The sequence below is a fragment of the Tenacibaculum amylolyticum genome, assembly GCF_964511145.1.
GTDB lineage: Bacteria > Bacteroidota > Bacteroidia > Flavobacteriales > Flavobacteriaceae > Polaribacter > Polaribacter amylolyticum.
This window is the reverse complement of record NZ_CAZEFZ010000076.1, coordinates 174,747-199,583: the sequence shown is the minus strand read 5'-3', so window position 1 is coordinate 199,583 and position 24,837 is coordinate 174,747. Positions and strand designations below refer to the sequence as shown.

The 24,837-nt window shown below is 31.0% G+C and carries 26 protein-coding genes; 17 read left to right on the top strand and 9 right to left on the bottom strand.

All coding sequences use genetic code 11. The features are described 5' to 3' along the window. Positions 1–4: 4 nt before the first annotated feature. The 3 genes from ACKTTC_RS18805 to ACKTTC_RS18795 form a co-directional block, all read right to left on the bottom strand. Positions 5–1,372: a DUF1800 domain-containing protein gene (locus ACKTTC_RS18805; RefSeq protein ID WP_408041410.1), complete on the bottom strand. Its 1,368-nt coding sequence runs from the start codon at positions 1,370–1,372 to the stop codon at positions 5–7. A gap of 95 nt (positions 1,373–1,467) precedes the next feature. Next, complete coding sequence (locus tag ACKTTC_RS18800; protein ID WP_408041409.1) at positions 1,468–2,214, bottom strand: uroporphyrinogen-III synthase; 747 nt, start codon at positions 2,212–2,214, stop codon at positions 1,468–1,470. A gap of 12 nt (positions 2,215–2,226) precedes the next feature. Continuing rightward, positions 2,227–2,862 (bottom strand): DUF4271 domain-containing protein, encoded by a 636-nt coding sequence (locus ACKTTC_RS18795; protein ID WP_408041408.1) that lies wholly within the window; start codon positions 2,860–2,862, stop codon positions 2,227–2,229. Positions 2,863–2,954: 92 nt separating this feature from the next. Here ACKTTC_RS18795 and ACKTTC_RS18790 point away from each other — a divergent pair, with 92 nt between their 5' ends. From ACKTTC_RS18790 to ACKTTC_RS18775, 4 genes are read left to right on the top strand one after another with little or no spacing between them, the layout of a single operon-like run. After that, positions 2,955–3,674 (top strand): polyprenol monophosphomannose synthase, encoded by a 720-nt coding sequence (locus ACKTTC_RS18790; RefSeq protein ID WP_408041407.1) that lies wholly within the window; start codon positions 2,955–2,957, stop codon positions 3,672–3,674. A 3-nt stretch (positions 3,675–3,677) separates the two neighbouring features. After that, the gene (locus ACKTTC_RS18785; RefSeq protein ID WP_408041406.1) at positions 3,678–4,139 is read left to right on the top strand and encodes a GNAT family N-acetyltransferase; all 462 of its coding nucleotides are present in this window, start codon (positions 3,678–3,680) and stop codon (positions 4,137–4,139) included. A gap of 8 nt (positions 4,140–4,147) precedes the next feature. Continuing rightward, a complete protein-coding gene (locus ACKTTC_RS18780; protein WP_408041405.1) occupies positions 4,148–5,488 on the top strand; it encodes a dihydroorotase in 1,341 nt (446 codons plus the stop codon). Next, positions 5,489–5,980, top strand: coding sequence for a DUF4296 domain-containing protein (locus ACKTTC_RS18775; protein WP_408041404.1), 492 nt, complete (start codon positions 5,489–5,491; stop codon positions 5,978–5,980). It begins immediately after the preceding gene. Here the strand turns inward: ACKTTC_RS18775 and ACKTTC_RS18770 are convergent. Continuing rightward, positions 5,977–6,987 (bottom strand): SDR family oxidoreductase, encoded by a 1,011-nt coding sequence (locus tag ACKTTC_RS18770; RefSeq protein ID WP_408041403.1) that lies wholly within the window; start codon positions 6,985–6,987, stop codon positions 5,977–5,979. The two genes, ACKTTC_RS18775 and ACKTTC_RS18770, sit on opposite strands and share 4 nt — an antisense overlap. Positions 6,988–7,112: 125 nt before the next feature. On the opposite strand from ACKTTC_RS18770, the gene tyrS reads away from it, so the two are divergent. Continuing rightward, a complete protein-coding gene (gene tyrS, locus ACKTTC_RS18765) occupies positions 7,113–8,417 on the top strand; it encodes a tyrosine--tRNA ligase (protein ID WP_408041402.1) in 1,305 nt (434 codons plus the stop codon). Between the two features lie 4 nt (positions 8,418–8,421). Here tyrS and ACKTTC_RS18760 read toward each other — a convergent pair whose 3' ends face one another. Further along, on the bottom strand, positions 8,422–8,604 hold the full coding sequence (locus ACKTTC_RS18760) for a hypothetical protein (RefSeq protein ID WP_408041401.1): 183 nt from the start codon (positions 8,602–8,604) through the stop codon (positions 8,422–8,424). 186 nt (positions 8,605–8,790) lie between these two features. Here ACKTTC_RS18760 and ACKTTC_RS18755 point away from each other — a divergent pair, with 186 nt between their 5' ends. The 9 genes from ACKTTC_RS18755 (at position 8,791) to ACKTTC_RS18715 (ending at position 17,479) form a co-directional block, all read left to right on the top strand. Beyond that, positions 8,791–9,240 (top strand): hypothetical protein, encoded by a 450-nt coding sequence (locus tag ACKTTC_RS18755; RefSeq protein WP_408041400.1) that lies wholly within the window; start codon positions 8,791–8,793, stop codon positions 9,238–9,240. A gap of 68 nt (positions 9,241–9,308) precedes the next feature. After that, positions 9,309–9,677: a hypothetical protein gene (locus ACKTTC_RS18750; RefSeq protein ID WP_408041399.1), complete on the top strand. Its 369-nt coding sequence runs from the start codon at positions 9,309–9,311 to the stop codon at positions 9,675–9,677. Positions 9,678–9,993: 316 nt separating this feature from the next. Further along, entirely contained in the window at positions 9,994–11,022 is a 1,029-nt protein-coding gene (locus ACKTTC_RS18745; RefSeq protein ID WP_408041398.1) for a transporter, read from the top strand. 23 nt (positions 11,023–11,045) lie between these two features. Then, entirely contained in the window at positions 11,046–13,403 is a 2,358-nt protein-coding gene (locus ACKTTC_RS18740; RefSeq protein WP_408041397.1) for a TonB-dependent receptor domain-containing protein, read from the top strand. Between the two features lie 24 nt (positions 13,404–13,427). Beyond that, complete coding sequence (locus tag ACKTTC_RS18735) at positions 13,428–14,672, top strand: PepSY-associated TM helix domain-containing protein (protein ID WP_408041396.1); 1,245 nt, start codon at positions 13,428–13,430, stop codon at positions 14,670–14,672. A 95-nt stretch (positions 14,673–14,767) separates the two neighbouring features. Next, a complete protein-coding gene (locus ACKTTC_RS18730; RefSeq protein ID WP_408041395.1) occupies positions 14,768–15,310 on the top strand; it encodes a DUF2911 domain-containing protein in 543 nt (180 codons plus the stop codon). 156 nt (positions 15,311–15,466) lie between these two features. Further along, the gene (locus ACKTTC_RS18725) at positions 15,467–16,018 is read left to right on the top strand and encodes a porin family protein (RefSeq protein ID WP_408041394.1); all 552 of its coding nucleotides are present in this window, start codon (positions 15,467–15,469) and stop codon (positions 16,016–16,018) included. A gap of 104 nt (positions 16,019–16,122) precedes the next feature. Then, a complete protein-coding gene (locus ACKTTC_RS18720) occupies positions 16,123–16,665 on the top strand; it encodes a porin family protein (RefSeq protein WP_408041393.1) in 543 nt (180 codons plus the stop codon). 166 nt (positions 16,666–16,831) lie between these two features. Continuing rightward, positions 16,832–17,479, top strand: coding sequence for a hypothetical protein (locus ACKTTC_RS18715; RefSeq protein WP_408041392.1), 648 nt, complete (start codon positions 16,832–16,834; stop codon positions 17,477–17,479). A gap of 73 nt (positions 17,480–17,552) precedes the next feature. Here ACKTTC_RS18715 and ACKTTC_RS18710 read toward each other — a convergent pair whose 3' ends face one another. Genes ACKTTC_RS18710 through ACKTTC_RS18700 form a run of 3 tightly spaced genes read right to left on the bottom strand, consistent with a single transcriptional unit; the run spans position 17,553 to position 19,426 of the window. Then, positions 17,553–18,464, bottom strand: a complete 912-nt coding sequence (locus ACKTTC_RS18710; protein ID WP_408041391.1) for a DUF5777 family beta-barrel protein — start codon at positions 18,462–18,464, stop codon at positions 17,553–17,555. After that, positions 18,451–18,999, bottom strand: a complete 549-nt coding sequence (locus tag ACKTTC_RS18705; protein ID WP_408041390.1) for a YceI family protein — start codon at positions 18,997–18,999, stop codon at positions 18,451–18,453. Before ACKTTC_RS18705 ends, ACKTTC_RS18710 begins: the two co-directional genes overlap by 14 nt. Next, the gene (locus ACKTTC_RS18700; RefSeq protein WP_408041389.1) at positions 18,992–19,426 is read right to left on the bottom strand and encodes an OB-fold protein; all 435 of its coding nucleotides are present in this window, start codon (positions 19,424–19,426) and stop codon (positions 18,992–18,994) included. The genes ACKTTC_RS18705 and ACKTTC_RS18700 overlap by 8 nt, the downstream gene beginning before the upstream one ends. 128 nt (positions 19,427–19,554) lie before the next feature. Between ACKTTC_RS18700 and ACKTTC_RS18695 the strand changes: the two genes are divergently transcribed. Then, positions 19,555–20,694: a LytR/AlgR family response regulator transcription factor gene (locus tag ACKTTC_RS18695; protein WP_408041388.1), complete on the top strand. Its 1,140-nt coding sequence runs from the start codon at positions 19,555–19,557 to the stop codon at positions 20,692–20,694. Between the two features lie 113 nt (positions 20,695–20,807). On the opposite strand, the gene ACKTTC_RS18690 is transcribed toward ACKTTC_RS18695, so the two are convergent. Beyond that, positions 20,808–21,008, bottom strand: coding sequence for a hypothetical protein (locus tag ACKTTC_RS18690; protein WP_408041387.1), 201 nt, complete (start codon positions 21,006–21,008; stop codon positions 20,808–20,810). Between the two features lie 222 nt (positions 21,009–21,230). Here ACKTTC_RS18690 and ACKTTC_RS18685 point away from each other — a divergent pair, with 222 nt between their 5' ends. Together ACKTTC_RS18685 and ACKTTC_RS18680 are read left to right on the top strand one after the other, a co-directional pair. Then, entirely contained in the window at positions 21,231–21,656 is a 426-nt protein-coding gene (locus tag ACKTTC_RS18685; protein WP_408041386.1) for a hypothetical protein, read from the top strand. Positions 21,657–21,801: 145 nt separating this feature from the next. Further along, positions 21,802–24,723 carry a leucine--tRNA ligase gene (locus tag ACKTTC_RS18680; RefSeq protein WP_408041385.1) on the top strand — a complete coding sequence of 974 codons (2,922 nt, stop codon included), beginning with the start codon at positions 21,802–21,804 and terminating at the stop codon, positions 24,721–24,723. Positions 24,724–24,837 lie beyond the last annotated feature (114 nt).

The following is a 24,837-nucleotide window of genomic DNA, read 5'->3' as shown; positions in this document are numbered from 1 at the left end:
TTTTTTAACATAATTGATACTCTGGAAGTGATAGTAATTGTACACAAAATTCTTTTTGAGGAATATTGCTAGCAACATTCAAAACATTTTTAGTACCAATAGAAATTGGACTAACAAGAATATTTGATATGAGTTCTTTGTTCGTTAAGCCTTTGTAGTTCTTATTAAAAACATCCCAGTTTGTTATGGTTTTAATAAAAGCTTTTTTACGTAATTTTTTCTCACTGAAATTAGTGTTTGAATCTTCAAAATCTCCTTTATCAGAATAATGTATTTCAGCATTGTTAAGCAATACAGAAGGTAAACGTAATCTTGTAACAATGGTATTACTATCTATCCATGATTTTCCACCTTTCCAACCAGCTACGTTAGGAGGGTTTAAAAGTATTTGTCCTAATAACTTTTGAAGCAGCATGCTCTGCTTTGGTTTCTCCATTTTGTAAGGAACAATTGTATTCATTCCAACTAGAAATTCAATAGGAGATTTTATTTTAGTGCCAATGTTTTCTGAAGCATAAAACCAATCAGAAAGTAGCATATGTTTCATTAATTTTTCAATATTGTAATTACCATAAAACACAGTTGTCATTTCATTAATATGTTCTTTGTTTATAGTGTCATTTACAAAATATTGATATATTTTTTCACAAATAAAACGAGCACATTGCTTTTGTTCTAAAATAATATCGATAATATCATCTCCATTAAAATTACCTTGCTGACCAAAAAATAGCTTTTCACTAGTGTTATGATGTCTAGGTCTGATGATGAATTTGCCGTTAAAATTATGATTATACCCTGTAAAGGCTTTAGCACTTTCTTTAATATCTGTCTCAGTATAATTGCCTTGCCCAAGCATGAATAACTCCATTAACTCTCTTGCAAAATTTTCGTTTGGATTCTTCTTCTTGTTTTGTTTGTTGTTAAGGTATTTCAGCATGGCAGGTTCTTTAGAAATAGCTTTCACAAAATCACCAAAATTACCCAAGGCATGCTTTCTTAATGTATTGTTGTAACGCTGAACATACAGAATGTTTTTGTCTTCACAAACAAAATGATTAGCCCAAAAGAGTGTCATTTTTTCTCGTAAAAGTTCAGTTGGATTAAATAATCTATTGAGCCAAGCCAAATTATATTCTCGTATTTTTTTTCTGCTCTTTTTTATAAGTTCTCTTTTCTTACTTTTTCTCTCGGTTTTAGAAAGCTTTGTTAGAAAGTTAACATCTATTTCTAAAGGAGAAAAATGAGTCGAAGACGAAAAAAGATCATCAACAATTTGATGTTTTTCTTTGTGTTGAAGTTTGTTTAATTCCTTAGGAATAATTCCAAACCCAATCCTATTATATAAATGTAAAATATGTGTCGTATTCATATTTTTAAGACCATTTTTTATAGAAAAGGTTTAATAAAGGCATAAAAAAAGCCATGCATTTGCATGGCTTTTAGTTTTGTAAAATATAAAAAAGATTATTTCTTATTTACATTTTTAATATATTTTTCAAGTGCCATTGTCATAGATGGCGTCTCAGATGTTGGAGCAGCAATATCTACTCGTAATCCTCTTTCCTCTACGGCTCTTATAGTTGAGTTTCCAAAAACAGCTATTCGAGTATTGTTTTGTTTAAAATCTGGGAAGTTTTTAAATAAACTATCAATTCCAGAAGGACTAAAAAATACTAGAATGTCATAAAATACATTTTCAAGATCAGATAAGTCGCTTACCACAGTTCTATATAATTCAGCTCTTTTCCATTTTACTCCTAATTTATCTAATTCATCAGGAATTAAAGGTTTTAATTTGTCTGAACAAGGTAGTAAGAACTTCTCGTCTTTGTGTTTCTTAATTAACTTAGTTAATTCAGGAAATGTACGCGTACCTACATAAATTTTACGCTTACGATATACAACGTATTTTTGTAAGTAATAAGCTACTGCTTCAGATTGGCAGAAATACTTCATATCATCTGGAACAGAAAAACGCATTTCTTGAGCTATTCTGAAAAAATGATCTACAGCATTTCTACTGGTTAAAATAATTGCTGAAAAATTGTTCAAGTCTATTTTTTGAGCTCTTACCTCTTTGGTAGGAATACCTTCAACATGTATAAAAGATCTAAAATCAACTTTCACTTTTTGCTTTTCAGCTAAATCAAAATAAGGTGAAGTTTCTGTTTTTGGTGCTGGTTGAGACACTAAAATTGTTTTCACTTTCATAAAACTTTCTCTTTAAGATGTTGTTGTTTTATAGATGATTAGCAAAGGAGCTAATTCGAGGGTGCAAAAGTACAAAATAAAATAGAAGAAGTTATTAAAAATCAGGTTTTTGTTGTTTTTAATGATCAAAAGAGCTCTAAATAGGAATAATACAAAAATGAAAAACAATAATATTTGCACATTTGAATACCCATATTGAAACATAACTAAAATAGGAAACAACCAAATACTTATCGTATATAAGTAACCAGATTTTGAAAAAATGAAATATCGAGTGTTATCTTCAATGTTAACTATTTTAGCAATTATAGCGAGTAATACATATTTTATAACCATATAAGAGCTCAGTCCCACTAAAATAATTAGATAGAGATTTACCGAGGGTTTAAAAGAAGTATTGATAGTAAAATACAACGCCAAAGAAAACATTAGTACTGTAAGTAAAAAAATAAGTACATGAAACGTAGAAAATATAGAAGGTTTTTTATCTACTCTATTTTCTATAAATCCTTGTGAAAAAAAGGAAATAGCATAACCAAATAATAATTGCGGTTTGTAAAGTTTCATTAAAGCAATCAAAATAAAAGCAATAATAAAAACTAGAGTAATCCAATCATTAGAACTAAAATTACGACTAATTGCTTCCATATATTACAGTGAGTGAGAGAAAATTCAATTAACACAAAATTAGCAATAAATTAGTTTATCTTTGTCGTTATTCTTTAACGAAATTTAGATTAATGTCTGATACACTAGTCATCATTCCAACCTACAATGAAAAAGAAAATATCGAAGCGATAATTAGAACTACTTTCGATCAGGAGAAAGTTTTTGATATTTTAATTGTAGACGATAACTCACCAGACGGAACAGCCGCTATTGTAGAGCAGCTCCAGACGGAATTCCCCGACCAATTACACATAGAAAAAAGAACTGGCAAAAATGGATTAGGAACTGCCTATATTCATGGATTTAAATGGGCACTTAAAAGAGATTACGAGTATGTAATAGAAATGGATGCCGATTTTTCTCATAATCCAAAAGATTTAGTACGATTATATAATGCCTGTAAAACTGAAGGAGGAGATGTTTCAGTAGGTTCTCGCTATTCTGTAGGTGTAAATGTGGTTAATTGGCCAATGCATCGTGTGTTATTATCGTATTTTGCTTCAAAATATGTGCGTTTTATAACAGGAATGCCTGTACACGATACTACAGCTGGATTTGTTTGTTGGAGCAGAAAAGTATTAGAGACGATTAAACTAGATAAAATCCGATTTGTAGGATATGCTTTTCAAATTGAAATGAAATACAAAGCATGGAGACATGGTTTTTCTATTAAAGAAGTTTCAGTAATTTTTACAGATAGAACTTTAGGAGAATCTAAAATGAGTGGAGGAATTGTGTACGAAGCGCTATTAGGAGTCATAAAAATGAGGTTGAAAGGATTGCCAAAATAATTTATGTTGGAAATAATAATTAGAAAAGCTACTATAGAAGACTTACCAACTTTGTTAGAGTTTGAACAAGGTGTTATAGAAGCAGAAAGACCTTTAGATGAATTTCTAAAAGAGGGAGATATAAATTATTATAATATAAAAAAGTTAATTACAGCAGAAACAACAAATCTTTTAGTTGCTGTACATAACGATGAACTTGTTGGTTCTGGATATTTACGAATCGACGAAGCGCAGCCTTATCACAAAAATCCAAAACACGGTTATGTTGGTTTTATGTATGTAAAACCTGCTTTTAGAGGGCAAAGAATTAGTAATAAAATTTTAGAAGCATTAAAGGAGTGGGCAAAAAGTCAAGGTTTAAAAGAAATTAGATTAGATGTCTATAGTGATAATATACCTGCTTTAAAATCTTATGAACGTTTTGGTTTTGGAAAGAGTTTAGTAAACATGAGAATGAACATATAATAAATACAATGACACAATCTACCTTAATTAAAAATGCAAACATCGTAAATGAAGGAACTACCTTTAAAGGAGATGTTTTAATCAATGGAGAGTTTATTCAAAAAATAGCTTCTGAGATTGAAGTTTCAGAAGATGTAACAGTGATTAATGCTGAAGGAAAGTATTTAATTCCAGGAATGATTGATGATCAGGTACATTTTCGTGAGCCAGGTTTAACTCACAAAGCAAATATTGCTACAGAAAGTAAAGCTGCTGTGGCTGGAGGAATTACTTCTTTTATAGAAATGCCAAATACAGTTCCACAAGCTACAACTCAAGAGTTATTAGCAGAAAAATTTGCAGTGGCTAGCACAGATTCATACGCAAACTATTCTTTCATGTTTGGAGGTACGAACGATAACTTGGAAGAGCTTTTAAAAACCAATCCTAGAGATGTGGCTGGTATAAAACTGTTTTTAGGTTCTTCTACAGGAAACATGTTAGTAGATAATGAAGAAGTATTGGAAAAAATATTCTCTTCTACTAAAATGATTATTTCTGTGCATTGTGAGGATGAACAAACCATTAGAGATAATACAGCAAAATTTAAAGAAGAATACGGAGACGATATTCCTGTTAAATATCATCCTGTAATTAGAAGTGAAGAAGCATGTTATTTATCGTCATCAAAAGCAATAGAATTAGCTAAAAAAACTGGGGCAAGATTGCATGTATTTCATCTTTCTACTGCTAAGGAAACAGAATTGTTTAGAAATGATATTCCCTTAGAAGAAAAGCAAATTACTGCAGAAGTATGTATTCATCATTTGTGGTTTACAGATGCAGATTATGAAAAGAAAGGAACACATATAAAATGGAATCCAGCAGTAAAAACAAATAAAGATAGAGACGGGCTTTGGAAAGCATTGCTAGATGATAGAATTGATGTAATTGCAACAGATCATGCGCCACATACTTTAGAAGAAAAAGCAAATGTGTATACAAAAGCACCTAGTGGAGGACCGTTAGTACAACATGCTGTAATTGCACTTTTTGAGAAAATTAAAGAAGGTGTGATTTCTGTAGAAAAAGTAGTTGAGAAAATGGCGCATAATCCAGCAAAACTTTTTCAGGTAGAAAAAAGAGGCTTTATCAAAGAAGGATATTATGCCGATGTTGTTTTAGTAGATCCTAATGCTTCTTGGGAAGTAACAAGAGATAATGTTTTATATAAATGTGGCTGGTCTCCGTTTGAAGGAAATACATTTTCATCTAAAATTACACACACGTTTGTAAATGGTAATTTAATGTATGATAATGGTACATTTAATGAAGAAATAAAAGGAAAACGTTTATTATTTACTAGATAAATGAAGAGCTTACGTTTTATTATACCGATTTTAATCTGTTGTTTGTCTTGTACAGGGAATACAATTTATAAAAAACCGGAAGGTTTAATTCCTAGAGACTCTATGATTATGTTATTATCCGATATGCATATTGCTACTGCTGCAAAGTATACTAAGAATAAGTTTCAAAAGAAAAATGTAAATTATATGCCTTTCATTTATGAAAAGTATAAAATAGATAGTACCCGTTTTGATATAAGCAATACGTATTATACATCAAGAATAGATGAATATGACGAATTGATAAATGATGTAAAAAAACGATTAGAAGAAAAGGGGAAAATAATTCAAAAAGAACTTAATATAGCTGATTCTATTAAGAAAATAGCATTAGAAAAGCAGAAATTAGATTCACTAGCAAATGTAAAAATGGTAGATAGTTTACTAATTAAAGAATCGATGAAAGATTCAATTCAAGGAAACATACCGCAAAAAGAAGAAGAAGGGCTTTAATGCCCTTTTTTAAAATCATTACAAACATCTTTTATTGTAGTTTCTATATATTGAAACTCAAAATTTAAAGCTTTGCTAATTTTTTCGTTACTGTAAAACTCTTTATTGTGAGACGATCTTGCAGAACTCTTAGTTAATAACGGAGTTTTTCCTGTAATTTTTGTTAGCAACCAATCTATTCTCCAAAAAATAGCAGTAGCTAAAGTCCCTATTTTTATAGAAGGCCTCTTTACATTAAAAACATCAGCAATGTTGTTAAAGATGTATTGGAAAGATTTATTTTCTGAAACAAGAATGAAACGTTCATTAACTATTTGACTATTCATTAGCTGTAACATTGCTTTTACAACATCTTTTACTCCTACAAAACCAGTAACACCTTCAGTATAAAATTTAAAGCCATTATATACTTGAGAAAATATTTTACCAGAACCTTCATTAAAAAAACCGCTACCTAAAATTACTCCCGGATTTACAATTACGACAGCTAGGCCTTCTTGGCTTCCTCTCCAAACTTCCATTTCTGCACCGTATTTTGTAATAGCATATCCATGTTTGTCGCCATTATCGGTCCAATCATTTTCTTCATCAATCATTTCACCATTTATAGCATCTCCAACTGCGGCAATAGAGCTTACAAAACAGAATTTTTGAACTTGATAAGAAGTTGAGAAATTGATAAGGTTAGCTGTTCCTTCAATATTTACACGTCTCATTTCATGATAATCTTTAGGATCGAAAGATACTAAAGCAGCACAATGGTAAACCTGTAAAATGTTATATTGAAAAACAATTTGTAAAGAAGGAATATCTGTAATATCAGCTTGTATCCATTTAATTTTAGAAAAAAGTTGCTCAAAATTATCAGTGTAATATGAAAATACATTTCTAACTTTTTCAATCTTTTTTTCAGTCCTATAAATTGCAATAATAGCATCGTTTTCTAATGAAAGATGATATAATAAGTGCGATCCTACTAAACCTGTACTCCCCGTGACTAAAATCATATTACAAAAATAGGAATTAAATAAAAAAGAGGATTTTGAAAAATAGTTGAAATTTTTACCAAATGAAGTTTTATAATAAAATGATGTAAATAGTATATTTGCTTTCTAATCCTAAGGAATTGAAAATGACGAAAAATCTTGTACAAGAATTGCAATGGCGTGGAATGGTTCACGATATAATGCCTGGAACAGAAGAGCAACTACAAAAAGAAATGACCAGTGCGTATATTGGTTTTGATCCAACTTCAGATTCACTACATATTGGTAGTTTAGTACCAATTATTTTATTAGTGCATTTAGAGAAGGCAGGACATAAGCCTATTGCTTTAGTAGGAGGTGCAACAGGAATGATTGGAGATCCATCAGGAAAATCAGATGAAAGAAACCTATTAAATGAAGAAACATTGGCTAAAAATGTAGCAGGAATTAAAGCTACGTTAGCACGTTTCTTAGATTTTAATAGTACGAATAAAAATGCTCCAATTTTAGTAAATAACTACGATTGGATGAAAGATTTCTCTTTTATTGAATTTGCAAGAGATGTAGGAAAGCGTATTACTGTAAATTATATGATGGCCAAAGATTCTGTTAAGAAAAGAATTTCTGGAGAATCGGGAGGCGGAATGTCATTTACAGAATTTACATATCAATTAATCCAAGGATACGATTTTTATCATTTGCATAAAGCAGAAAACTGCATGTTACAAATGGGAGGATCAGACCAATGGGGAAATATTACTACAGGAACTGAATTGGTACGTAGAATGAACCCAGGAGGTGAAGCAAAAGCTTTTGCGATGACTTGTCCGTTAATTACAAAAGCAGATGGATCTAAATTTGGAAAGTCTGAAGGAGGAAATGTATGGTTAGATGCGAGTAAAACATCTGTGTATAAGTTCTACCAATTTTGGTTAAATACTTCAGATGAAGATGCAGAAAAGTATATTAAAATATTTACGTTCTTAGATAAAGAAACAATTGATGCTTTAATTAAAGAGCACAAAGAAGCGCCACATTTAAGACTATTACAAAGAAAGTTAGCAGAAGAAGTAACTACTTTTGTACATTCTAAAGAAGAATTAGATAAGGCAATAGCAGCTTCTAATATTTTATTTGGAAAATCTACCGCAGAAGATTTAAAAGATTTAGATGAGCAAACGTTCTTAGATGTATTTGATGGAGTTCCAAAAGCAATTGTAGAAAAAGCTGAATTAGAAACAGGTTTAGATATGATAGGAGCTTTAGCAGCGAAAACACAATTTTTAAAATCTAATGGAGATGCACGTAGAGCATTAAAAGAGAATTCTATTTCTGTTAATAAACAAAAAGTTAAGGAAGATTATACAATTACAAATTCAGACTTAATTGCAGATAAATATGTATTACTTCAAAGAGGTAGAAAAAACTATTTCTTATTAAAAATAGAATAATAAATTAAGAAGCAATCTTAATATCAGAAGTTAAAGGGCATCGCTTACAGTTGATGCCTTTTTTCTTATACTTATTACAGCATTTACTCTTTGGCTTTAAACAGTTAGCAGCACAGGCTGTATTACAAGCTGTTTCTTTGTAAAGTTGTGTAACAATTTCTTTCTTAGGTTTGTAAAAAACAATCATACTTCTAAAAAATTCGATGCAAATATAGTTTTTAATTTAGAATAAATAAAAATAATTTACAAACATGTAACAATTAAGGAGTTATGAATACATATATTTTACTTAAAAACAACTATGAACAACAGCATAATACTAGAAAGTAAATTCACTAAGCATCAAAAAACACATTTAACTCTTATATTAGGAATGCCGATAATAATTGTTATTCTAAAGGTATTAAGTACAGACCTTAACGAAAGAGGTTACGGAAGTTTACTGCTATTAATGGCTGTTTTATTACTAATAATAGCGCTTCAGTTTTTAGAAATAGGACTCCTAAAAAAGAAAGGGAATTTATATAGAGGTACTTTTTTCTTTGGAAGGTTACTTTTAAAGGAAAAAATTAATCTCCAATCAAAAACAAAAGTTTCAATACTTAAACTTACAAAAAGGCAAAAAATGGCTTGGTTTTCAATTGCGAATCCAGATTTAGCACTGTCTTACTATAGAAACGATATCACACTTTTAAATAATAAACATACAGAAAAAGAAGTATTAGTGTCATTAGATAACGAAGCTTTAGCAAATAAAACAATACAATTTCTAGAAGAAAACTTCGGATTGATACACGAAGTATATAGCCCAGATTTTTCCTAAAAAAACAATCTGTTATTCTTGTATAGCTATAGAATCTACGCTAATTTTGCTCTCCTAAAATATTTTTGTTGAAACTAAAGGGAGGTACATATTTTTTTGTGCTATTGTATTTAATTGCAATGCTACGTCCGATAACACCGTTCGTAGAATACGCTATTAATTATGATTATATCTCTAAAATTTTATGTATTAATAAAGACAAACCAGAGCTAAGTTGTAATGGTAAATGTCAGTTAATGCAAAAATTAAAACAGCAACAAGAAGAAGACTTCAATTCTTTGCGAATCAATATGGAAGAATACCCTATAGGATTCGTAAACATCACTCAAATTAATAAAAAACAGACTACAGTTACCACACGAAAAGATAACTTTAGGTATCAAAAAAACTACAAGTATTTGTTTTTAGCCTCAGTTTTTCATCCACCAACTACATAATTACACTTTGGTATTTATAAAAAAGGACTGATTCTCATCAATCCTAAAAATCTATGTAGTAAAAACAACTCAATTTCATAAGCTTTTATAATTGAAGCTTTCGTAGATGGAATATCTAAACTAGTTGACGTAAAAAATCAAATGAATATACTATTACGAAGCGTTTCCTGAGGTACTCGAAGGAATGCTGAAGTAATTTTTCTATAATCAGTCAGATTACAAAGAGAAACATTATTTCATTCCATTTTTTTGCGATGACATTTTTAATGATAAACTCTATCTAGTGTATTGTTGAGTGAAATAAACGTAATTAAAAATGAAAAATCTATTAAAATTTGTTGTTGTATTTGCAATAACATTAAACATATACGCACAAGAAAAAGAAAATTTATGGACAGCTGGAAGACCAGACGGACATGCACCAATAAGTGTCATGGGAGATCATTATCATGGTAAAAACGATGTAATGTTTTCATACAGATTCATGAGAATGAATATGGAAACATTAGTAAATGGAACATCAAGCATTACCAATGCTGAAGCACATGATAGCGGATACATGGTAACACCATTAAATATGCCAATGAACATGCACATGTTAGGAGCGATGTACGGATTGTCTGATAGAATTACTTTAGTGGCAATGGCAATGTATGTAGAAAATGATATGGAACTTCAAATGAGAATGCCTAATGGTATGATCAATCAATTTTCAACAGCTTCGTCTGGGTTTGGGGATGTAAAAATTGGAGCATTGTATAAAATTTTAAATAAAAACAGACAATCACTTCATGCGCAATTAAATCTATCTATTCCAACAGGAAAAATAGATGCAGAAGATGTAACGCCAATGTCAAACCCAAATAAAATTCAATTGCCATATCCAATGCAAATAGGAAGCGGAACATTTGACACTGATCTTGCAGTAACGTACTTAGGTCAAAGCGATTTAGTTTCTTGGGGAAGTCAATTAAAAACAACCATTCGTTTTGGAGAGAATGACGATAATTATACGCTAGGAAATAATTATGGATTAAATTCTTGGTTTGCTGTAAAAACAACCGATTGGTTAAGTTTTTCAGGAAGAATAGAAGGATTAATCACAGAAAAAATTAGTGGAGCAAATCCAAACTTAAACCCAATGATGGTAACTACTGCAGATGTAAATAATTCTGGAGGAAAGTATATTAATAGTGGTGTAGGATTTAATGTTTACATTCCTAAAGGAACATTTAAAAATGTTCGTTTTGGTTTTGAATATGCATATCCAATTTTCCAAAAGCCAAACGGAATACAATTAAAAAGAGAGGAAACCTTAACCTTTGGATTACAGTATTCTTTATAAGTAAATAACTAGACATATACATCATGAAAAAAATAATAGCAATCCTATTATTAGGAATCCTATTGCCTAATTTTAACGGATATTCTCAGCAAACTTATAAAGGAAAACTAGTAGACGCGAACAATAATCCAATATTTGGAGCAGCAATAGTAGCGCTAGAAAATACGAGAAAAGGTACAGCAACAGACTTTGATGGTAATTTTTCAATTAAGCTTACAGTAAATAAAATACGAGTATCTATGGTAGGTTTTAATAGTAAAAATGTAACGCTTTCTACTAAAGAAAATATTATTTACTTAGAAGAAGCTATAGAAAACTTAGAAGAGGTAATTGTTTCTGCAAGCAGAGAAATTCAGCAAAGAAAAGAAGTGCCAGCTTCTATTGGAGTACTTACAGCGAATGAAATTGAAGAAACTAATGCTTTTGGTATCGAGCAATTAGTAAATCAAGTACCAGGAGTGTTTATGAGCACTTCTAAAGCTGCGAGTAACGAACAGCATTTTATGGCAGTACGTTCACCAATTTCAACCAGATCATTGTTTTTATATTTAGAAGACGGACTTCCAATTCGTCCAGTAGCTGTATTTAATCACAATGCATTATTGGAAATGAATAATACAACTTTTCAAAAGATAGAAGTCTTAAAAGGACCTGCATCTAGTATTTATGGTAGCGAAGCTATTGGAGGAAGCTTTAATTTTATTACTAAAAACCCTGAAAAAGATTTTGGAGGTTCAGTAAGTATACAAGCAAATGATTTGGGAATTAAAAGATATGAAGCAGAAGCTTCAACTACAGCAAATGAAAAGTATGGATTTTATGTTGGAGGTCATTATATCGAAAGAAACGACGGACCTGTAGAGCATTCAGATTACGAAAAGTTTGCAGTAACATTTAAAAATGTAAATGATTTTTCTGAAAGTCTAAAATGGGTGAATAGCGTAGCTTTTATTGATTATAGGTCTGATATGACAGGCTCTATTTCTGAACAAAACTTTTTGAATGGAAATTACGAAAGTGATCAAACCTTTACAGAAAGAGAAGCAAAAACCTTACGATTTAGATCTACATTAGATAAAACTTGGAATGAGCAGAATAAAACATCTTTCAATTTTATCTACAGAAATAATACAATGAATCAAATTCCGTCTTATAGAATTCGTCAGGATAGAAATATGGGACAATTAACAGGAACGGGATCAGGAGAAATTAATTCAAATGAATTTAGAAGTTATGTAGGATTAATTCAGCATAAATTAGATTTTAATTTTGCAGACGCTTCGTTAGTTGTTGGTGCTACTGCAGATTTTTCTCCGCAAGATTATGTCGCAGAAAGAATTTCAGTTATAGTAGATGTTGCTACAAGAAAAAATATAGGATATACGGTTAACTCTGGAGACTATATTTTAAACTATACAGCAAATATTTTAAACTATGCAGGATACGCACAATTTGAAATATCACCTATAAAGCCTCTAGAATTAACAGCAGCAATTAGAGTAGATGAGTTTGAATATGACTATAATAATCTTATAGACACACAAGCTGGAGTAGCAGATACGAAAGTGAGTTATAATAGTGTAGCACCAAAATTAGGTTTCAATTATAACATTAATAACACTACTGGGTTTTATGGTAATTATTCAAAAGGATTTACACCACCTCAAACATCTACATTATTTAGAAATAGTAGAAACAGTGCAACAGGAGCAACAGTATTTGATTTGAATCCCGCAAAATTTGATAACTACGAAATAGGAGCTTATTTTTCTATTCCATCAAAGTTAAAAGTTGATATAGCCTTATATAGATTAAATGGAACAGATCGATTGATTTCTATTAGAGATAACGCTGGAAACTTTCAACAATTAAATGCAGGTAAAACTAGGTCGGAAGGAGTTGAATTAGGAATTAAATACAATATATTACCAAACTTATCTGTAAACTATAGTGGAAGTTATGCTACACACAGGTATCTTTCTTTTTTCGATAATAATGTCGATTATTCTAATACAGACATGCAAACAGCACCTAACTATTTAGGAATGTCTAACATTACGTACAAGCCTATCGAAAACTTAACCTTAGTATTAGAACATGAGCAAGTAGGAAGTTATAATACTAGTTTCGAAAACCAAGCAATTATTGGAACAGACAATCTAGGGAATGATATTTTAGGAACGACAATCTATGATGGGTATAGCGTATTTAATTTTAGAGCAAACTTTGCGTATCAAAATTTTGAAATTTGGGGACAAGCACTTAACATTTTAGATGAATTATATGCTGTAAGAGCAAGTTATAATGTTTGGCGAGGAGAAAACAGTTATAGTATTGGAAACCCAAGAGCTTTTCACTTTGGTATTAGATATAACTTTTAAGAAACCTTCTGATTTCATACTCTCATGAAAAATAGAAAATTTAACCAATGGTTATGGAAGTGGCACTTTATCGCAGGGATGGTGTCACTGCCTTTTATCTTAGTGTTGGCAGTTACAGGAGCGATCTATTTGTTTAAACCACAAGTTGAAAAAGTAGCAATTGAAAAAATACAACAAATTACTCCAGTAGCAGGTACTAAAAAATTAAACTATCAACAACAATGGGAAGTAGCACAACAGCATAGTTTAAAAAAACTGAATGCGATGGTGCTTTCTGACAATGACGTAAGCACAGAATTTATATCGGGAAGATTTGGAGGAAAAAAATCTACCTATGTAAATCCATATTCAGGAAAAATTTCAGGTACTTTTCAAGGAAGAGATACCTGGATGTTTTCGATAAGAAAATTACATGGAGAATTATTAGGAGGAAAAATCGGAACAAAAATCGTTGAGCTAATAGCAAGTTGGATGGTTGTGTTAATTATAACAGGGCTGTACATATGGTTCCCATTTACTCGAGGAATAAAAGGAGTATTTACAATACGATATAAAGAAGGTAAAAGAACGTTTTTTAGAGATGTACATGCGGTAACTGGTTTTTGGATTTCAATATTATTATTAATTGTATTGGCAGGTGGTTTTCCATGGACAGATGTTTTTGGAGGAAATTTTAAATGGGTGCAAAAAGTAACCAATACTGGATATCCTAAAACATGGCAAGGAAGAGGATTAACCTCTGAAAAAGGAGTCAAAAAGTTAACATTAGACGAAATGGTAGTTATTGCTAAAAAGCAAGAATTAGCAGGAGTAATTACAATCGGTTTGCCAAAATCACCAAAAAGTACTTTTTCAGTAAGTAATAAAACATTTCCACTTTCAGAACAAAAAATGATTCATTTCGATCAATATTCAGGAAAAGTGATGAAATATCATAATTGGGAAGATGTTGGTGTTTTAATGAGAGCTAGAATGTGGTTAATGGCATTTCATCAAGGACAATTTGGAGGATGGAATTGGTATCTGCTCTTTTTTACAGCTGTATTATTAACAATCATGAGCATTTCAGCAATTTTCTCATACCTATTCAGAAAGGAAAAAAGAAAATTAGGCGTACCAAAAGTTCCTAAAAGCTTCAAAATAAGTTATGGAATAATTATAACGATAATTGTTTTAGGAATTACTTTTCCACTTTTTGGAATTAGTGTAATTTTAATTCTTTTAACCAAAAGAATAAAGAGTTTTAAAAAGCGATCTATAAGTTTATAACATAATTTTCACAAAAAATTAATACAATTAGAACGTAAGGATAGCTACTTTTAAAGTACTAACTATTCAATTATTTAAATTAAAGACAATCAACCATGAAAAAATCAATTTTATCCATCGTAGTTTTTGCTGTTGCATTAGTGTTTTCAAACGATGCATTTGCACAAAAATTTAAGCCATTAGATAAAAGTCCAATGGATGCAGCTGCGTATCCAGACAGTTATAGAGTATCAGATAAGCTTGTAAAAGTTGTATACAGTCGTCCACAATTAAAAGGAAGATCGTTAGACAAACTAGCTCCTAAAGGGAAAGTTTGGAGAACTGGAGCTAATGAAGCTGCAGAAATTACATTTTACAACGATGTAACTTTTGGAGGTAAAAAAGTAAAAGCAGGAACATATACATTATTTACAATTCCAGGAGAAAACGAGTGGGATGTAATTTTAAGTACAGCTAAAAATGTTTGGGGAGCTTATTTCTACAACGAAAGCGAAGATGTAGCTAGAGTAAAAGGAAAAGTTTCTAAAGCAAGTAAACCAATTGAAGAGTTTGGAATTGTATTCGACGGAGAAGGTAAAGATGCAAACATGCACTTAGGTTGGGGAGATGTTATTGTAACTGTACCAGTAAAAGGATAAGCATCAAAAAATAATAGTATTACAATGCCGAAGGATTTCCTTCGGCATTTTTTTATGCTGTAATGTTAAAAAACATCTTTTTTAAATAGAATTTATTTTTTGGCATAAAGCTTGCCTAAGAGGTAATCAGTATAAATTTAAAACTTAATTACTATTATGAAAAAAGTATTACTTACCGTATTATTTGCAGTTAGTTTATTCAGTGTAAACGCACAGTCTGTAAAGTTTGGAGTAAAAGCAGGACTCAATTTCGCAACAGTTAATGGAGATGATGTTGGGACTAACGTTGATCCTAGAACTGGATTTCACGCAGGAGGTGTTGCTGAGTTAAAATTAACAGATAAATTTTCAATTCAACCAGAACTTTTATTTTCTCAATTAGGATCACAATCAGAAGGGAATAAAGTTAGATTGAATTACCTTTCGTTACCTGTAATGGCTAAGTTTTATCTAATCGAAGGATTATCTGTAGAGGCTGGACCTCAAGCTTCTCTTTTAATAGATGATAAAATTGAATTAGTTTCTGGAGCAACTCCTAATGTTAATTGGGAAGATTTTGAATTTGGTCTTAATATTGGTGCAGGATACACGTTCAATAATGGTTTGTTTTTACAAACGAGATATGCTTTTGGTTTAACATCAATACAGGAAATTTCAGATGATACTAGAAACGGATCTTTTCAAGTATCAGTAGGATATTTATTCTAATAAACAAAACATTACAAAAGCCGAAAAACCTTTTTTGGCTTTTGTAACAAATCGACACAGAGTTAGTCTAGAAAGCAAGGTATAAAAACAAACTTATTACTATTATGAAAAAAGGAATACTATTCGTATTACTAACAATTAGCTTATTAAGTGTAAATGCACAATCTGTACAATTTGGAATCAAAACAGGAGTTAATTTAGCAACACTTAGAGGAGAAAACCTAACGAATGCAGATGTAAGTTCAGGAATTCATATTGGAGGTTTAGTAGAATTAAAATTCACAGATAAATTTTCGGTGCAGCCAGAAATATTATTTAGTCAATTAGGAACAGAATCTGGAGAGGAAAAACTAAGACTAGATTATATAGCATTACCAATAATGGCTAAATATTACCTTCTTGAAGGATTTTCGGTATCTGCAGGACCACAGGTTTCTTTTTTAATCTATGATCAATTTACAGCTCCTGGAGCAAGTTTAAATCCAAATATTGAAGAGTTCGATTTTGGACTTAACTTTGGATTTGGATATAACTTTAAGAGTGGAATATTCTTCAGTACAAGATATAGTTTAGGAATAACAGCTATACAAGAAAATCCAGATTTAAAAAATGGAAACTTCCAATTATCCTTAGGATACCAGTTTTAAAAAAGAGAACACACATATTCATAAGCTCATGATAACTTCATGAGCTTTTTTTAAATCCATAAATTACTGTTCTTATGGAAAAAAAACTCGTTCTTATGGATATGAATCATTTTTAAGGTAAATAATAAAGCAACTTTGAACTCAGATAACCTTAAAAAAACATATTATGTCAACTACATACACAAAATTATCAGTAGAAAATCAAACAAAAGAAAGCGTAGATGTTTATGTAACATTTGCAGCATCTAACCCTAAAAATACCTGTTGCGGATCACCAGCAACTGTGGGAGATTTTCCAGTACTTACAGAAGTAAATAAACTAATGGGAAAATTCTCTTTAGCAGCAGGAGCTGTACAAGAGTTTGATCCACAAGGAAATTGTTTTAGTGGAAACATTTGTTTTTATATAGAACCTCAATGTCCTGTAAAAGGAGCTAGCTTTAATAAGGGAGCAGAAGGAACAAGTATTGCAGAATTTACATTAAATCCAAGTTCAGGATGTGACGAAGCATTTGATATTAGTTGTGTAAATGGAGTAAATAGTTTTATTCAAATTAAGGCAGATGGCGAAGGTTGGAATTATGGGCCAAACAAAACACCTATTAGTACTATTTATAACAAAGGTTTAGGATTAAACTCTGGAAACCCTGGAGTTTTCCCAGTAAACTGTACAGACTGTATTAGATTAGTAGGAGACGCTCCTTGTCCAACATTACCAGTAGGACCAGCACAAACAGAAAGAATTTGTAATATTCAAAGAACACAAAGAGGAGGAACAGTAAATGTTATTTTAACAGATGCTGAACCTGCTTAAAAAAATAGAAAAGGAAATAGAAATAACTAACCAAACTTAACTTAGAAGACCACCTCTAAAGGTGGTCTTTGTTTTATAATTTGTTTTTGTTTAAATCCAGAACGAAGGTGGCATTGAACCCAAAATGGAAATTGCCATCATGAAAATTAAAATTGTTAGTTGTTTGTGGAATAAACGTGTCTTCTGCAAAATTTCGCGCATTGGTCATATGAAATTGCAATAATAAATTACTTACTTCCCAATTTACTCCAATCATAAAAGGATTATATGTTTTAACTGAATTCATTGGATTCAATACTGCATAATATTCAGATACAATAGAAACATGTCCACCTACTTTATAACGAGCTCCAAACCCTAAAGCAAATTGATTTTTAGAATCGTCGTTATTCATAAAGTTCTTACTTCTTGTAATAAACGTTGGACTCAGTTGCGCAGATATTTTAGGAGTGAATTTTCTTGCAATTAATAACTGTGTAGCAAAACTATAAATATTAGAACCACTTCCAACAGAGCCATAAATAGAATTACTGCTACCATCTTCGTTGTTTCTATGAGAGATAGTTTGTAACAAAACCATACTAAATGGCGATTTTTTAGCATTCTTTTTTTGATGTAAAAACTTATACTTAAGATATCCATCTGTTATTTTATCAAAAGTACTGTAACCTACTCCGATAGCAACATTATCAGAAATAGCATAATCTAATCCAAAACGAATGTTTACTTCATCTGCTAAAAAGCTTTGTGTTGTTCCTTCCTTATGGTTCCAATATCTATTGTACATCGAAATTTCCAAAGTTCCCTGCTTTCGAGTTTCTATAGAATGTCCTAAACCAATTCTAGTAGTTTTAAATGTAGCAATAGTGTTTAAATCTTCTTTTGGAAACTCATTATCCAGCTTACTCAATAAATCTTGTGCTGTAAGAATAGGAACACAGCAAAAAAAGATAAGTAATGTGTATAAAACGTTAGTTGTTTTCATAAGGTAAGTATTGGAAATTAAATTTTACTAATACAACTTTTGCAATATTGTTTCTTAAAATAGGAGGAATTTTAATATTAAAATCACTCACCGTAATATTAAAATCACCAGATAAATGATAGCCTTCAGCTGTTTTTTGTACGGTTGTTTTAATGGCTATGTTTTTAGAAATTCCATGAATTGTTATATCTCCTTTAATAATGAGAGTCTGCTGTTCACTGTCTAAATTAAAATTCTCTAAAGTTCCTTCAAAACTAGCTTTAGGATAAATATCAGATTCAATATAACTTTCATTAAAATGCTCATGCATTAAATCCTTTTTAAAAACAAAAGCACGCATTAACATGCTAATGGCAATTTCTTTCTTTTCTAAATCTAGAATACTTAATACCTGATTATTCTTAGCCTCAATATTTTCAACAGAAGCATAAGAGAAAAAGGTTACTTGCCCCTGCCGGGCAATATATTCTTGAGCTGAAATAGAAGCAACAGCTACAAAAGAAATAATAACAAAGAATACATTTATTTTATTCATAATTTTTCTTGGTGTCTATAAAACAATTAAGAAGTATCACATCTTTTAAATACCCTTTACAAACTCCTTTTACATACAATTCTTGATTTTCTTTTAAATGCTTTATTTTTTCTGATTGGCTATCGTCTAAATCACATATAATTCCGGCATCAGGAATATTACTGTTTAGTACAATAGTCGTTCTATTATTAAAAAAAGAGATCTCTTTTATAGTTCCATGTACAGTAATTACTTTGTCGGTATATTTCTTTTCAGAACCCATCTCATTAGTCATGTAAGCATCTAATAACTCATTCGACTCTAATGAAAATTCAGGAGCTTTATGTACTATATTTTGTAATGAATTATTGTACAAAAAATAATAAAGAAGATACCCTACCAAAAGAATAGAAATGATACTCAGTAAAATATAATATCTTCTTTGCATGAAATTATCTTAAATTCGCTATCAAAGAAAACTATTTATTTTGATAATTTTAAACAAATTTTAACTGAAAGAGAAAAATAGGTTTTAAAGCGGAAAAAATGAATTTAAAATTCTCAATCAATATATAAATGAGAAAAGACAGATTATATCTTTTAACAGTATTATCCATTACATTGGTATTCTTAATTGTTTCAGTAATAGGTGCAGAATATTTTGTTAAAGTAAGTGCAAACCAATTAATAGAAGCGCAAGTAGAAACCAGTAAAAGAGAAGCTAATGAGATTGCTAGTATTATCGATTTTCAGCTAACTCAAAATTTACAAAAAGATGCTGTTTTAGGACAAATACAAAAAACAATAGCCAAAACAGATATCGATGCATGGTTTTTATGTGTATTCGATTGGTCTGGAAAAAAAATCTGTCATCCTAACATTACAAAAATAGGAGAACAAATTACTTCAAATGCGAATCTTTTAGCCTCGTTAAAAGAGAAAAATATTTCAGACGATTTATATGATTTGCTAGTTTCAAGTGCTACAGGAAAAGATGGAGAAATTAATTCTGAAGTGATTCATATTGTACCTGTAAAAAGTTCTGATTTATTAGTTGCGGCCAATGTAAATACCAATAGTGTTTCTAAACAGATGAAAAAACTAAAAAGAAATTTCTATTTTATTTTTCTGTTTATGGGAATTCTAGCAACAGTATTATCTTCTTTTGCTGTACGAATTATTGGGAGTAGATATGAAAAAGACTTAGAAGCAAAAAACCTGACATTAGCTTCAGAAGTAATAAACCTATCTAAATTAAACTCAGATTTAGTAAGTTACCAGGAAAAGAAAGAAAAGGATACCCAAAAAGAAATTCAAGAAGAAAAAGAGGATGTTCAAGAAGAGGTTCTAGCTATAAAAGAAACATCAGAAACTAGTAAGAAAAGAATTCTTACGTACGTTCGAAATGAATTAGTACCAGTATTAATTAGCGATATTGCTTATGTATATACAGAGAATACGATAACTTATATTGTATCTTTTGATGGAAAAAGATCTACATCAAACGCAAGTTTAGACGATATGTATTCTAATTTCGATCCTACCTTATTTTTCCGTGCAAATCGTCAATTTATTATTAGTATCTCTGCAATAGATAAAATTATTAAATACGGAAAAAGTCAGTTGAAGATTTTATTAAATTCAGCTAATGCTTCAGAAGAAATTATTATTAGTAAAAATAAAGCCGCAGAGTTTAAGCAATGGTTAAATATGTAATTCTTGCTGATTAGATGTGAGGTATAAAAGTAATCTGTTATTAAAATTCTATAGAGAAACTGTCTAAAGAATGCTATAGACAGTCTCTTTTAAACTTACTTCGCTTTTAATACTTAATAAGCACAAATACCTTCAATAAGAAATGGATTTCCATTAATATTTATAGTAGTACCGCAACCAATACTACAAGGTGGACAATCGTGATGTGATTCGCATTCACGTTTTTCTGGTATGCATCCCCAAAAACCTCCTTGGATTTCTTTTTGGTCGTTTTTAGAAAGTACTTTTCCTAAGTTTAAAATTTGACTTTTCATAATGGTAAGGTTTATTAAAATTATTTGATAGCAAAATATAAAATTCCAGATGATAACTAGAGCTATTTAAAAAGTAATTCTTTGAATTCCTTGTGGCTTCTGAGTGTAAATTCAAATACATTTTTTCCCTTTTAGAGGTGTTTTTTACCTGCTCGCTAAGTTTTGTAGTTTAAAAACAGTTAGTTATATGGTTCTTTGTAATGCGATAGAAAAACTAAAATGATGGAAAAACTAAAAAAAGAACTGAATTGGATATGTCTGCTGATTGGACTCTTTTTATTATTGAGTTGTAGCGAATCAGAAGGTCAAATCCCCAGAGAAGAACTTACGATTGAAAGTAAAATTGAAGTGTTAGAAGAAGGAGAGTGGTTGTTGAAAGGTTTTGAAGATAGCGTAATGTACACGTTTAAAAATGGAAAAAGATACACGCATTATGGAGAGAATGGACAGTTTGAAGAGCCGATACCAACGATCAACAATTACTTTCCTTCTAATTCTAAATTATCAATCGATTTTAATTCTGGAACGATAAAAGAATTTGAAATAGCATTAAGTTGTAATAACAATATTGTAGAGTTGTCTGAAAATAACAACCTTAAAACAACACTCTACAAACATGGGACGGGTTATATGGGTTGTTTAGAGTAAGTTTTAGTTTATTACTTGTTTTAAAAGATGATACTGAGAAGTGTCATCTTTTTTGTTGTAAAAGACAAGAAATCTAACTGTGTAAAATACTTTTATAATCCTGAAATAACTGTAAATTTGCATCCTTTAAAACAAGAAGTTACAAATGCAGTACAATCACCAAGAAATAGAAAAAAAGTGGCAAGAGTATTGGGCAAAAAACCAAACTTTTAAAGCAAGTAACAATTCAGATAAGCCTAAGTATTATGTATTAGATATGTTTCCTTATCCTTCTGGAGCAGGATTGCATGTTGGACATCCATTAGGATATATTGCGAGTGATATTTATGCGCGTTATAAGCGTCATAAAGGATTTAATGTATTGCACCCTCAAGGATACGATAGTTTTGGATTACCAGCCGAGCAATACGCAATCCAAACTGGGCAACATCCTGCAATTACTACAGAAACAAATATTAAAACGTATCGCGGACAATTAGATAAAATCGGATTTTCATTTGATTGGTCTCGTGAAGTACGTACCTCGAATCCAGAGTATTACAAATGGACACAATGGGTCTTTATCCAATTGTTCAACTCTTGGTATAATAAAGATACAGACAAAGCGGAAGACATTAGTACGCTTGTAGCAAAATTTGAAGCAGAAGGAAATACGACTGTAAATGCGGTTTGCGATGAAGAAATAAAAGAATTCTCTGCAGAAGACTGGAAGAAGTTCTCATCTAAAGAGCAACAAGAAATTTTATTACAATATCGTTTAACATATTTGTCAGATACAGAAGTAAACTGGTGTCCAGCTTTAGGAACTGTATTAGCAAATGATGAAATTGTAAACGGAGTTTCGGAGCGTGGAGGTCATCCAGTAGTTCGTAAGAAAATGACACAATGGTCTATGCGAATTACAGCTTATGCACAACGTTTGTTAGACGGATTAAGTACAATAGACTGGCCACAGCCATTAAAAGATAGCCAAACCAACTGGATTGGTCGTTCACAAGGAGCAATGGTTAGTTTTAAAGTAGATGGATACGATGCAAACATAGAGGTGTTTACAACGCGTCCAGATACAATTTATGGAGTAAGTTTTATGACATTAGCTCCAGAACACGATTTGGTGGCTAAAATTACTACAGATGCACAACGTGAAGCTGTAGAAGCTTATGTAGAAGCTACGGCAAAACGTTCGGAAAGAGATCGTTTAGCAGATGTAAAAACAATTTCAGGAGTATTTACTGGTGCATATGCAGTACATCCATTTACAGGTGAACAAGTGCCAATTTGGATTGGAGATTACGTGTTAGCAAGTTATGGAACAGGAGCTGTAATGGCAGTACCATGTGGAGATCAACGTGATTACGATTTCGCAAAGCATTTCGGTTTAGAAATTCCAAATATTTTTGAAGGAGTAGATATTTCAGAAAAAGCAAACGATACTAAAGACGGAATTAAATTAGCCAATTCTGATTTCTTAAACGGATTGAATTACAAAAAAGGAATGAAAACCGTAATCTACGAAATGGAAAAACGTGGATTTGGTTACGGAAAAATAAATTATCGTTTACGCGATGCAGTATTTAGCCGTCAACGTTATTGGGGAGAACCATTCCCAGTGTATTACAAAGACGGAATGCCGCAAATGATTGCTGCAGAACATTTACCAATCGAATTACCAGAAGTAGAAAAGTATTTACCAACAGAAGATGGAAAACCACCATTAGGAAATTCTACAGAATGGGCTTGGTCTACGGAAACAAATTCGGTAGTTGCTAATGATCAAATTAATAATGAAACTGTTTTTCCATTAGAACTAAATACAATGCCAGGTTGGGCAGGAAGTTCTTGGTATTTTAACCGTTATATGGATGCTACAAACGATGGTGAATTTGTAAGCAAAGAAGCGGTTGATTACTGGAAAGAAGTAGATTTATATATTGGAGGTTCTGAGCATGCTACAGGACACTTATTATATGCACGTTTTTGGCAAAAATTCTTATTCGATAGAGGTTTCTTACCAGTAGATGAGTTTGCTAAAAAACTAATCAACCAAGGAATGATCTTAGGAACTTCTGCTTTTGTTTACGAAGCTATATTTGATGGAAAAATAAAGAATGTTTATTTATCAGCAGATTACTTCCAAGGTGATAACTACATTACTAATATAGATGAGGATTTATGGAAGAAAAAAGAATTAGCTTTAAAAGAAGCTGGTTTAAATGAAGAAAATAAAGAATCGTTAACTTACAGAACAGTTCATATAGATGTTAATTCATTAAGTGGAGATGTTGAAGTTAATTTAGATAAATTGAAATCTTGGCGAGAAGATTTTAAAAATGCTGAGTTTATTTTAGGAAGAGAAGGGAGTTTTTTAAGTTTTAGAGAGGTTGAAAAAATGTCCAAATCTAAATTCAACGTAGTAAATCCAGATTTAATTTGCGAAGAATATGGAGCAGATAGCTTACGTTTATTTGAAATGTTCTTAGGTCCTTTAGAGCAGTTCAAGCCATGGAAAACATCAGGTATCTCTGGAGTATATTCTTTCTTAAAGAAACTATGGAAGTTGTTCCACAACGGAGAAAACTTTGAAGTTTCTGAAGGAGAACCAACAAAAGAAAACTTAAAAACATTACATAAAACGATTAAAAAAGTAGAAGAAGACATTGAGAATTTCTCTTTCAATACTTCTGTATCTACTTTTATGATTGCAGTGAATGAATTATCGGCTCAAAAGTGTAATAACAAGGCTATTTTAGAGCAGTTATTAATCTTAATTTCTCCGTATGCACCACACGTTGCAGAAGAGTTATGGAGTAAATTAGGAAACGAAGGGTCTATTGCTTTTGCTCCTTTCCCAACTTTTGATGAGAAATACTTGATAGAATCTGAAAAAGAATATCCAGTTTCATTCAATGGGAAAATGCGTTTCAAATTAAACTTACCATTAGACATGAGTAAGGAAGACATTGAAAAAACGGTAATGGCACACGAAAAAACACAACAACAATTACAAGGTCGTACACCTAAAAAAGTAATTATTGTGCCAGGAAAAATAATTAATATTGTAGGCTAATAAGTTTACAATCAATAAACTCAAGCTCCTTAACTATTTTGTATGGTTAAGGAGTTTTTTTATTCTCTACTTTTTTCTCAAATTTGTAGTACCAGCGCTGCTTTTTTTGAAGAC

What these genes read in the sequence shown, in the direction of transcription:
- ACKTTC_RS18745 (WP_408041398.1), top strand. Translation starts at nt 9,994, where the DNA reads ATGAAAAATCTATTAAAATTTGTTGTTGTATTTGCAATAACATTAAAC.
- ACKTTC_RS18690 (WP_408041387.1), bottom strand. Translation starts at nt 21,008, where the DNA reads ATGAAAAGTCAAATTTTAAACTTAGGAAAAGTACTTTCTAAAAACGAC.
- ACKTTC_RS18695 (WP_408041388.1), top strand. Translation starts at nt 19,555, where the DNA reads ATGAGAAAAGACAGATTATATCTTTTAACAGTATTATCCATTACATTG.
- ACKTTC_RS18720 (WP_408041393.1), top strand. Translation starts at nt 16,123, where the DNA reads ATGAAAAAAGGAATACTATTCGTATTACTAACAATTAGCTTATTAAGT.
- ACKTTC_RS18760 (WP_408041401.1), bottom strand. Translation starts at nt 8,604, where the DNA reads ATGATTGTTTTTTACAAACCTAAGAAAGAAATTGTTACACAACTTTAC.
- ACKTTC_RS18805 (WP_408041410.1), bottom strand. Translation starts at nt 1,372, where the DNA reads ATGAATACGACACATATTTTACATTTATATAATAGGATTGGGTTTGGA.
- ACKTTC_RS18725 (WP_408041394.1), top strand. Translation starts at nt 15,467, where the DNA reads ATGAAAAAAGTATTACTTACCGTATTATTTGCAGTTAGTTTATTCAGT.
- ACKTTC_RS18680 (WP_408041385.1), top strand. Translation starts at nt 21,802, where the DNA reads ATGCAGTACAATCACCAAGAAATAGAAAAAAAGTGGCAAGAGTATTGG.
- ACKTTC_RS18730 (WP_408041395.1), top strand. Translation starts at nt 14,768, where the DNA reads ATGAAAAAATCAATTTTATCCATCGTAGTTTTTGCTGTTGCATTAGTG.
- ACKTTC_RS18700 (WP_408041389.1), bottom strand. Translation starts at nt 19,426, where the DNA reads ATGCAAAGAAGATATTATATTTTACTGAGTATCATTTCTATTCTTTTG.
- ACKTTC_RS18800 (WP_408041409.1), bottom strand. Translation starts at nt 2,214, where the DNA reads ATGAAAGTGAAAACAATTTTAGTGTCTCAACCAGCACCAAAAACAGAA.
- ACKTTC_RS18715 (WP_408041392.1), top strand. Translation starts at nt 16,832, where the DNA reads ATGTCAACTACATACACAAAATTATCAGTAGAAAATCAAACAAAAGAA.
- ACKTTC_RS18770 (WP_408041403.1), bottom strand. Translation starts at nt 6,987, where the DNA reads ATGATTTTAGTCACGGGGAGTACAGGTTTAGTAGGATCGCACTTATTA.
- ACKTTC_RS18685 (WP_408041386.1), top strand. Translation starts at nt 21,231, where the DNA reads ATGGAAAAACTAAAAAAAGAACTGAATTGGATATGTCTGCTGATTGGA.
- ACKTTC_RS18775 (WP_408041404.1), top strand. Translation starts at nt 5,489, where the DNA reads ATGAAGAGCTTACGTTTTATTATACCGATTTTAATCTGTTGTTTGTCT.
- ACKTTC_RS18790 (WP_408041407.1), top strand. Translation starts at nt 2,955, where the DNA reads ATGTCTGATACACTAGTCATCATTCCAACCTACAATGAAAAAGAAAAT.
- ACKTTC_RS18740 (WP_408041397.1), top strand. Translation starts at nt 11,046, where the DNA reads ATGAAAAAAATAATAGCAATCCTATTATTAGGAATCCTATTGCCTAAT.
- ACKTTC_RS18755 (WP_408041400.1), top strand. Translation starts at nt 8,791, where the DNA reads ATGCCGATAATAATTGTTATTCTAAAGGTATTAAGTACAGACCTTAAC.
- ACKTTC_RS18710 (WP_408041391.1), bottom strand. Translation starts at nt 18,464, where the DNA reads ATGAAAACAACTAACGTTTTATACACATTACTTATCTTTTTTTGCTGT.
- ACKTTC_RS18705 (WP_408041390.1), bottom strand. Translation starts at nt 18,999, where the DNA reads ATGAATAAAATAAATGTATTCTTTGTTATTATTTCTTTTGTAGCTGTT.
- ACKTTC_RS18795 (WP_408041408.1), bottom strand. Translation starts at nt 2,862, where the DNA reads ATGGAAGCAATTAGTCGTAATTTTAGTTCTAATGATTGGATTACTCTA.
- tyrS (WP_408041402.1), top strand. Translation starts at nt 7,113, where the DNA reads ATGACGAAAAATCTTGTACAAGAATTGCAATGGCGTGGAATGGTTCAC.
- ACKTTC_RS18780 (WP_408041405.1), top strand. Translation starts at nt 4,148, where the DNA reads ATGACACAATCTACCTTAATTAAAAATGCAAACATCGTAAATGAAGGA.
- ACKTTC_RS18735 (WP_408041396.1), top strand. Translation starts at nt 13,428, where the DNA reads ATGAAAAATAGAAAATTTAACCAATGGTTATGGAAGTGGCACTTTATC.
- ACKTTC_RS18785 (WP_408041406.1), top strand. Translation starts at nt 3,678, where the DNA reads ATGTTGGAAATAATAATTAGAAAAGCTACTATAGAAGACTTACCAACT.